Origin of the sequence: Streptomyces sp. GC420 (assembly GCF_009916105.1) — a bacterium.
Taxonomy (GTDB): Bacteria; Actinomycetota; Actinomycetes; order Streptomycetales; family Streptomycetaceae; genus Streptomyces.
In genome coordinates this window covers 33,748-40,991 of record NZ_JAAAXQ010000018.1, presented here as the reverse complement: position 1 = coordinate 40,991, position 7,244 = coordinate 33,748, and the positions used below count along the sequence as shown (strand labels likewise).

The window sequence follows — 7,244 nt, the reverse complement described above, 5'->3', positions numbered from 1 at the left end:
GGCCCAGGAGCCCGCACCCCCGGCCGCCGGCCCCGCTCCCGCTCCCGACCTGAGCAAGCACGACACCAACGAGGACCCGCGATGACGACACCGCACCAGCAGCAGCCGGCGATTCCCCCGCAGGCGCCGGCGCAGGCGGCTCCGCCCCCGCATCCGCAGTGGGGCGGCGGGGCGCCCGGCGGGGCGTACCCCTCGTACCCCTCGTACGTGTCGCCGATCCCCGTGCGCGGCACGCACCTCGGGCACGCCATAGCCTCCGAGTGGACGAAGATCAAGTCTGTGCGCTCAACGGTGTGGACGCTGGGAATCTTCCTGGTGCTGGTCGTCGGCATCGGCCTGGTGATCGCCCTGCTCACCGACGACGAGGACTACATCGCGGCGCCGGTCACGTTCCCCGCCTTCTTCGGACTGATCCTCGGTCAGGTCTGCATGATCACGCTTGGCGTGCTCGTGGTCTCGTCCGAGTACGGCACGGGGCTCATCCGCGCCACGATGACGGCCTCCCCCAAGCGGTGGCGGGTCCTCACCGCGAAGCTGCTGGTGTTCTTCGCGCTCGTCTTCGTGACCTCGACGCTCTCCATCCTCCTGGTCGGGCTGGTGAGTTCGGGCCTGCACAGCACCACGGGCGTGGCCGCGACCAACGGCGCCCACTGGACGGGCGCGGTGCTGGGGGCGGGGCTGTACGTCTCGCTGCTCGGCGTGCTGTCGCTGGCCGTGGGCTCCATGCTGCGGCACTCGGCGGGAGCGATCACCGCGATGCTCGGTGTCGTCCTGCTGCCCGCGGTCGCCGGCGGCTTCCTGCTGATCTCGAGCGCGACCCGCACGGTCGGCGAGAAAATGCTGGAGTACAACTCGACGGCCTCGATCGCCCTGCTCTTCCAGATGGAGGGGGAGGGCGCCACCCAGAACGGGTTGCCTCAGCTGGGGCTGCTCGCCGGTGTGACGGCGGCGGCCATCGCCGGTGCCTTCGTCCTGCTGGAGAAGCGGGACGTCTGACCGGCCGGTGCCGACGCCCGACCGTGGTCCTGAACTCCCGCCCGGCTCGCGGCGCGAACTCCCGCCCGGCGGGCGACGGCCTCCGGGCGGACGGCGCCGGTCCCGCGCCGGTCTAGTGCCGTGTCAGCCGAGGTTCGCCCCGTCGCGACGCCCTGCACGGCACTCCCCCGCAGCCCTCCGGGCGCGGGAGGTACCCCCACGCCGCGTTGGCCGAAAGCCCGAGCAGGCCCACTACGAGGGCTTCCGGCCGCCTTGCGATGCTCCCCCTGCCTCCGGCGGGAGGTACCCCCGGCACCGGACGCCGCTCCTCAGCGGGCAAACCCCGACCGACGCGGCACTAGTGGCGAGGCGCGTTCCTGGACCGCTGCACCCTGCTGGTGCGGCGGTCCTTCGCGTTCCAGCACGCCTTGTGCCAGTGCCTGCGGTCGTCCACACCGCCGTACTCCGGCCAGGCCACCACATGCGGCATCGTGGACGGGATCTCCTGGTCGCAGCCGGGGCAGCGGTAGCGCTTGCCCGGCGCGCTGCCGCCCGCGACATGGCGGACGTTCCACTCCTCGCCCTGCCAGCTCTCCGTGCGGTGCAGTCCGTACCGTCCGCCGGCGTCCACGTCGTCGTACCGGCTCGGACCGTCGCCGCCCTTGGGGCGGTTTTTGCGCGGAGACACGGGATACCTCGTTGGGGAGACCGGACAGTGCACAACAAGGTTACGGGCAGCGGCCGGTCCGGGTGGCCTTCCTGGGTTTTCCACCCCTGGGCGGCCATTTCGCGGACAATCGCAATATCTCCCCGGACAGCCGTGTCTTTGGCATGTGTCACGCGTTAATGCCATACAGGGGGGAGTCGCGTCGGCCGCAAGGAGGCAAGAGGCGATGCGCGTTGGAGCGTTTGTACTGGCCGCACAGTTCCCGGGCCAGGGGCATGGCGAGGCACTGCACCGAGCGGTGCGTGCCGCGGAGATCGCCGAGGAATCGGGCCTGGATTCGGTGTGGCTCGCCGAGCACCACTTCGTGCCCTACGGTGTCTGCCCGTCGGCGGTCACCATGGCCGCTCTGCTGCTGGGCAGGACCAGCCGGATCGGTGTCGGCACGGCGGTGAGCGTACTGCCCACCGCGCACCCGGTGGCGCTCGGGGAACAGGCGGCGCTGCTGCATCTGACCTCGGGCGGGCGGTTCTCCCTGGGCGTCGGCCGGGGCGGTCCCTGGGTGGATCTGGAAGTCTTCGGCGCCGGCCTGCGGGCCTACGAGAGCGGTTTCCCCGAGTCACTGGACCTGCTGCTGCGCTGGCTGCGCGAGCCGCGGGTGTCGGCGCGGGGGGAACGGTTCGCCTTCCGCGAGGTCCCGGTCGTCCCGCGGCCCGACGAGAGCCCGGAGCACCCCGAGGGCCCTCCGGTCATCGTCGCGTGCACCTCGCCCGCGAGCGTGCGGCTCGCCGGACTGCGCGGCCTGCCGATGCTGCTGGGCATGCACTGCGGGGACGAGGAGAAGGCCGGGATGGTCGCGCTCTGGCAGGCGGCGGCGAGGGAGGCCGGGCATTCGCCTGAAGAGGTGAGGGCCGCCGGACATGTCTCGGCAGGCGTGGTGCAGATCGCCGATCACGGGCCGGACGCGGCCGAGTTGCTGAGCAAGGCGATGCCGGGCTGGCTGCGCGAAGGGCTGGGGGCCCATATGACGGTGGACGACAGGCCGCGTCAGATGCGCGATCCCGTCGCGTACACCGAACTTCTCTGCGGGCTGCACCCGGTGGGGACGCCGCGGCAGTGCGCCGACAGGCTCGCGGCGACCGCGGAACGTACCGGCATCAGCCGGTTCGCGCTGCTCGTGGAAGGTTCGGGGGACCTCGCGGCGACCGAGGAGAACATTCGCCGCCTCGGCGAGGAGGTTCTGCCGCAACTGCCCTCGCCCACCGCCTCTCCGGCGCCGGTCGGCTGAAATCCGCGGAGGCCGGCCGGCCTCCGCCGGCCGGCCTCCGGCACGACGTGCTGCTGCCGCTCCGGCACCGTTGCACCTCCCGCACGCGGAGCGGCAGCGACAAGACCTCAGCAGTCCCGCAGTTCCGGCGACTGATTGAGCAACTGGCCACGGATGGAAGTGAACTTGGCCAGCCGGTCGTCGACGGAAGGATCCAGCGGGAACACCGCCACGCGGTGGCAGTTCTGGAATGCCAGTCGCACTCCGAAGTGCCGCTCCAGCGAACCGCGTATCGCGTCACTCGCAAGCGCACGCAGCAGCTGACCGCGTGCCTGCTCGTCCGGCGGCGGAGTCTGGTTGTCGGCGAACTCGCCGCCGTCCACCTTCAGTCGGGCCACCAGAGAGCTGACCATCTCCCATGCGTAGGGCAGGGAGGTCCGGACGCAGTCGACGAATGCGGCTTCGTCGACCTCGCCTCGCTCGGCCTGTTCGAGCAGGGCCGGTGAGACGTCGAGCGACATGGGTTCTCCTCTCGTGCCCCCGCCGCCTGGGCAGGGGCATACGGGCAGGGAAGGAGACCGCAACGCTCCGTGCACGCGCGGCGACCTCCTGCATCCACGTTATGCCGGTGACCCTTACCGCACCAGGAGATTGAGAACACAACCAGCCAAACTCGAACGCGGTCGTCCTAATAGTGGCTCGAGGGGTGCAAGTGGTGCACTCAGAGGTGACCGACCGTGCTCGTTTGCGCCCGGTGCTGACTCAACGGGGCCCCGGGGTGGCCGGGAGACCGCCCGGGAATGTCACGGCTTCCGGGGCGAATCGCGCGGGACGGCGGACGTCGAGTAGCGTTTCCGACCATGCGTCTCGTCATTGCCCGGTGTTCGGTCGACTACGCCGGCCGGCTCACCGCCCATCTCCCCTCCGCACCCCGGCTGATCCTGGTGAAGGCGGACGGCAGCGTCTCCATCCACGCGGACGACCGCGCGTACAAACCGCTCAACTGGATGTCGCCGCCGTGCACCCTGAAGGAGGGCAGCGGGGACGAGGCCCATGTGTGGACGGTGATCAACAAGACCGGCGAGAAACTGATCATCACCATGGAGGAGGTCTTGCACGACTCCTCGCACGAGCTCGGAGTGGACCCCGGCCTCATCAAGGACGGTGTCGAGGCACACCTCCAGGAGCTGCTCGCGGACCGCATAGAGACCCTCGGCGCGGGCTACTCGCTGATTCGGCGTGAATTCCCCACCGCCATCGGCCCCGTGGACATCCTGTGCCGGGACGCGGACGGCGCGACGGTGGCGGTCGAGATCAAGCGCCGCGGCGAGATCGACGGTGTCGAGCAGCTCACCCGCTATCTCGAACTCCTCAACCGCGACCCGCATCTGGCACCGGTGCGCGGCGTCTTCGCGGCCCAGGAGATCAAGCCGCAGGCACGCGTCCTCGCCACCGACCGCGGCATCGGGTGTGTCGTCCTGGACTACGACGCCCTGCGCGGCATCGAGGACGACAAGCTGCGCCTCTTCTGAGGGCCGGGGCAGGCCGGCACGGCAGGGGGCTTCGGACCCGGGCGGACGTCCGGATCCGAAGCCCTCTCCCGTGCGGGCCGTGCGGTCAGATCACCGTGCCGGAGGCCGAGGACGTGCCCGACTCCGGGGACGACTCCGGGGCACCTGACGAGACCGACGCGCTGGACTCCGGTCCGCTCGCCGAGGCGGACCCCGGCGGGCTCGGCTCCCCCGTGGACGGCTCGGACGTCGGCGACTCGGTGGGCGGCTCGGAGGTCGGCGGCTCGGAGGTGGGCGGCTTGGAGGACGAGGACGAGGCAGAGGGCCTGGGCGTCGTCCGGGTCGGGCTGGGCCTGTCCGAGGGCCCGCCCGTCGTCTCGCCGTCGCCGGGCTCGGAGCTGCCCGTCGGCTCGCCGGACTCCGAAGCGCCGTCGCCGCTCGGGGACACGGTGCCGGACGCGCCCGGTTCCACGGTGGATGCTCCGGCCCCGCCGGGGCGCTGCGTGGAGTCCACGTCGCTCTCCGCCCCGTCGGCGGGCAGGCCGCCGCCGTCCTCGCCCGGGTTGGCGGACTGCCGGGTCGTGACGCGGTCGGACGGCGTGTCCTCGCCGTCGGAGGTGGCACCGAGGGTGACGACGGTGCCGAGGAGGGCGATGAGCATCGCGCCCGCGCCCGCGGCGGCCACGTTGCGCCGGGCGCCGCTCAGCAGGGTGTGCCTGGCGCCGGCGAACCGGCCGGCCGGGTGACCTGCGACCACGGTGACCGTCTCGTCGTCCACGGGCCGCCCCGGCGGCAGGGCGGCGACGGCCGTGACGGCGGGGATGCCACTGGGCGGCGAGGCCGACTCCTCGTACCGCGCGTCCGGCACCTCCTCGGCCGCCGTGCGGACGGCGGGCAGCGGCACGAGCCCGCCGCCGGAGCGGTCCGCGACGAGGGCGAGCGCGCGCCGTCCGGCGACCGTGCCGCGCTTGTCGGCCAGGGCGCCGCGCAGCCCGATGGAGGCCTCGAGTTCGACACGGGCGCGGTCGGTGTTGCCGGTGCACAGGGCCAGTACGCCGAGCTCGTGGTGGAAGTACGCCTCGTCGGCGACCTCCCCGGAGATGCGGGCGGCCTCCTGTCCGTGCCGCAGCGCGCGTTCCCAGGCGCTCCAGTGCATGCCCGCCGCGAAGGCGGGTGCGGCGGCACGGGCGAGCTGTACGGCGGTGGCGGCGTGGCCGTCGGCCACGCCCGGCACCAGGGCGCCCAGCGCGGCGAGCACGGCGTCGCACTCGGCGGCGGCCCGTTCGGGTGTGACCGAGGCGTGGCCGGCCCACCAGGCATAGTGCTGTCCGGCGGTGTGCGCGCACTCGGCCGCGCCGTCGCCGAATCCGGCGGCCTCCAACTGGGCCGGCACCCCGGACGCGAGCCGGAAGTGCGAGCCGGCCGGGCTGACCAGGCCGCAGCCGACGAGTTCGGCGAGGGCGGCGTCGGCGTGGGTGTCGCCGACGAGCGCGGGCAGGTGCGAGGGGTGCGGGAGCTCGCCGTCCAGGGCGAGCGCGAGGCGCAGGGTCTCGCGGGCGGACTCACTGAGCCGGGAGGCGAGCAGGGCGGCCGGGGCAGCGCCCTCGGCGAGGGTGGGCAGCGGCACGTCCCGGCCCTCGGTGAAGACCGTGGGCGGCTCGGAGCGCAGGTCGTCGCGCTGCCGCAGCAGCGCACCGGCCTGGACGAAGCGCAGCGGCAGGCCCTCGGACTCGAACCACAGGTCCCCGGCCCAGTTGACCTCGTCCTCGCTGAGCTCCCGGTTCGCGGCCCGCTCCAGCAGGTCGAGGCAGGTGCTGCGGCCGAGGGCGCCGAGGAAGACGTCCTCGACGTGGGAGTCGGCGGAGGGCGCGGGCACGTCGGGCAGAGCGGAGAGGAGGAAGGCGCACTCGGGTGTGGCGTCGAGGAGTTCGCCGAGCTGGGCTCCGCCGAACTCCAGGTCGTCGAGGACGACGACGGCGCCGATGCCGCGGACGAGTTCGAGGAGGGTCTCCTTGCCGGGCCGGTACAGCGGCATGGCGTATACGGTGGCGCACAGCTCGTGGAGCAGGTCGAGCGGGCCGCGCCGGTAGCCGGACAGGCGTATCAGCCCGTCGGGCGCGAGGTCGGCGCAGTCCTCGGCGACGGCGTCGAGCAGCGCGGTGCGTCCGGAGCCGCCCGGTCCGACGAGCCGCACGGAGCGGCCGCGGGCGAGGAGGCGGACCAGCCGCTCACGCTCCTCCTGCCGCTCCAGCAGCGGGAACGCGGGCAGCGGCGGGCCCGGGGGTACCGGCGGTTTCGCGGCGCGCAGCAGCTCCGCGCGTTCCTCGGGCGTGTTCCTCTCGGGCCTGCCGGGCAGCTCGGCCGGCGGGCAGGTCTCGACCTCGCTGCCGTCGACGGGGTTGACCGTCAGCAGCAGATCGTCCGACACGAGCTGCACGGTCCGGGCGAGCGCCGGTGAACCGTGCCCGAAGTCGGCGGTGATGACGTCGCGCGGCGGCCGCTGCGGACCGCTGTCGTGCGGACGGCTGTCGCGGCGACTGTCGCGCGGATCGCCGCCGTGTGTGCCGCTGTCGCGCGCACGGCTGCCGTGCGCGGCACTGTCGTCGTTGTGGCTGAAGTCTTCGGGTCCCCGGTTCTTCGGGTCCATGGTCAAGCCCCCCAGATGCGTCGCGTGCTGCTGCCTCTCCCCGGCCTTCGCACACGCTTCTGGTCCGGTGCCCGCCACAGGGTTTTTCGGCAGGCGACCGAACCCTAGACCTTCGCACAGTATCTATGAAAGCCGCTCAGGGGCGCGCGGACCAAAGCGTCACAGTCTCGTGAGGATTGC

6 protein-coding genes are annotated in these 7,244 nt (G+C 72.7%); 3 read left to right on the top strand and 3 right to left on the bottom strand.

The window, feature by feature from the left end; genetic code table 11:
- The first annotated feature begins 81 nt into the window (after positions 1 to 81).
- Entirely contained in the window at positions 82 to 996 is a 915-nt protein-coding gene (locus GUY61_RS04165; protein WP_166628671.1) for an ABC transporter permease subunit, read from the top strand.
- A 337-nt stretch (positions 997 to 1,333) separates the two neighbouring features.
- Here GUY61_RS04165 and GUY61_RS04160 read toward each other — a convergent pair whose 3' ends face one another.
- Complete coding sequence (locus GUY61_RS04160; RefSeq protein ID WP_166628670.1) at positions 1,334 to 1,663, bottom strand: ATP/GTP-binding protein; 330 nt, start codon at positions 1,661 to 1,663, stop codon at positions 1,334 to 1,336.
- 205 nt (positions 1,664 to 1,868) lie between these two features.
- Here GUY61_RS04160 and GUY61_RS04155 point away from each other — a divergent pair, with 205 nt between their 5' ends.
- The gene (locus tag GUY61_RS04155) at positions 1,869 to 2,927 is read left to right on the top strand and encodes an LLM class flavin-dependent oxidoreductase (protein ID WP_166628669.1); all 1,059 of its coding nucleotides are present in this window, start codon (positions 1,869 to 1,871) and stop codon (positions 2,925 to 2,927) included.
- 107 nt (positions 2,928 to 3,034) lie between these two features.
- Here GUY61_RS04155 and GUY61_RS04150 read toward each other — a convergent pair whose 3' ends face one another.
- Positions 3,035 to 3,427, bottom strand: a complete 393-nt coding sequence (locus tag GUY61_RS04150) for an SCO5389 family protein (RefSeq protein ID WP_166628668.1) — start codon at positions 3,425 to 3,427, stop codon at positions 3,035 to 3,037.
- A gap of 339 nt (positions 3,428 to 3,766) precedes the next feature.
- Here GUY61_RS04150 and nucS point away from each other — a divergent pair, with 339 nt between their 5' ends.
- A complete protein-coding gene (nucS, locus tag GUY61_RS04145; protein ID WP_208105536.1) occupies positions 3,767 to 4,438 on the top strand; it encodes an endonuclease NucS in 672 nt (223 codons plus the stop codon).
- 85 nt (positions 4,439 to 4,523) lie between these two features.
- Here nucS and GUY61_RS04140 read toward each other — a convergent pair whose 3' ends face one another.
- A complete protein-coding gene (locus GUY61_RS04140) occupies positions 4,524 to 7,064 on the bottom strand; it encodes an ATP-binding protein (RefSeq protein WP_166628666.1) in 2,541 nt (846 codons plus the stop codon).
- Positions 7,065 to 7,244: the final 180 nt, after the last annotated feature.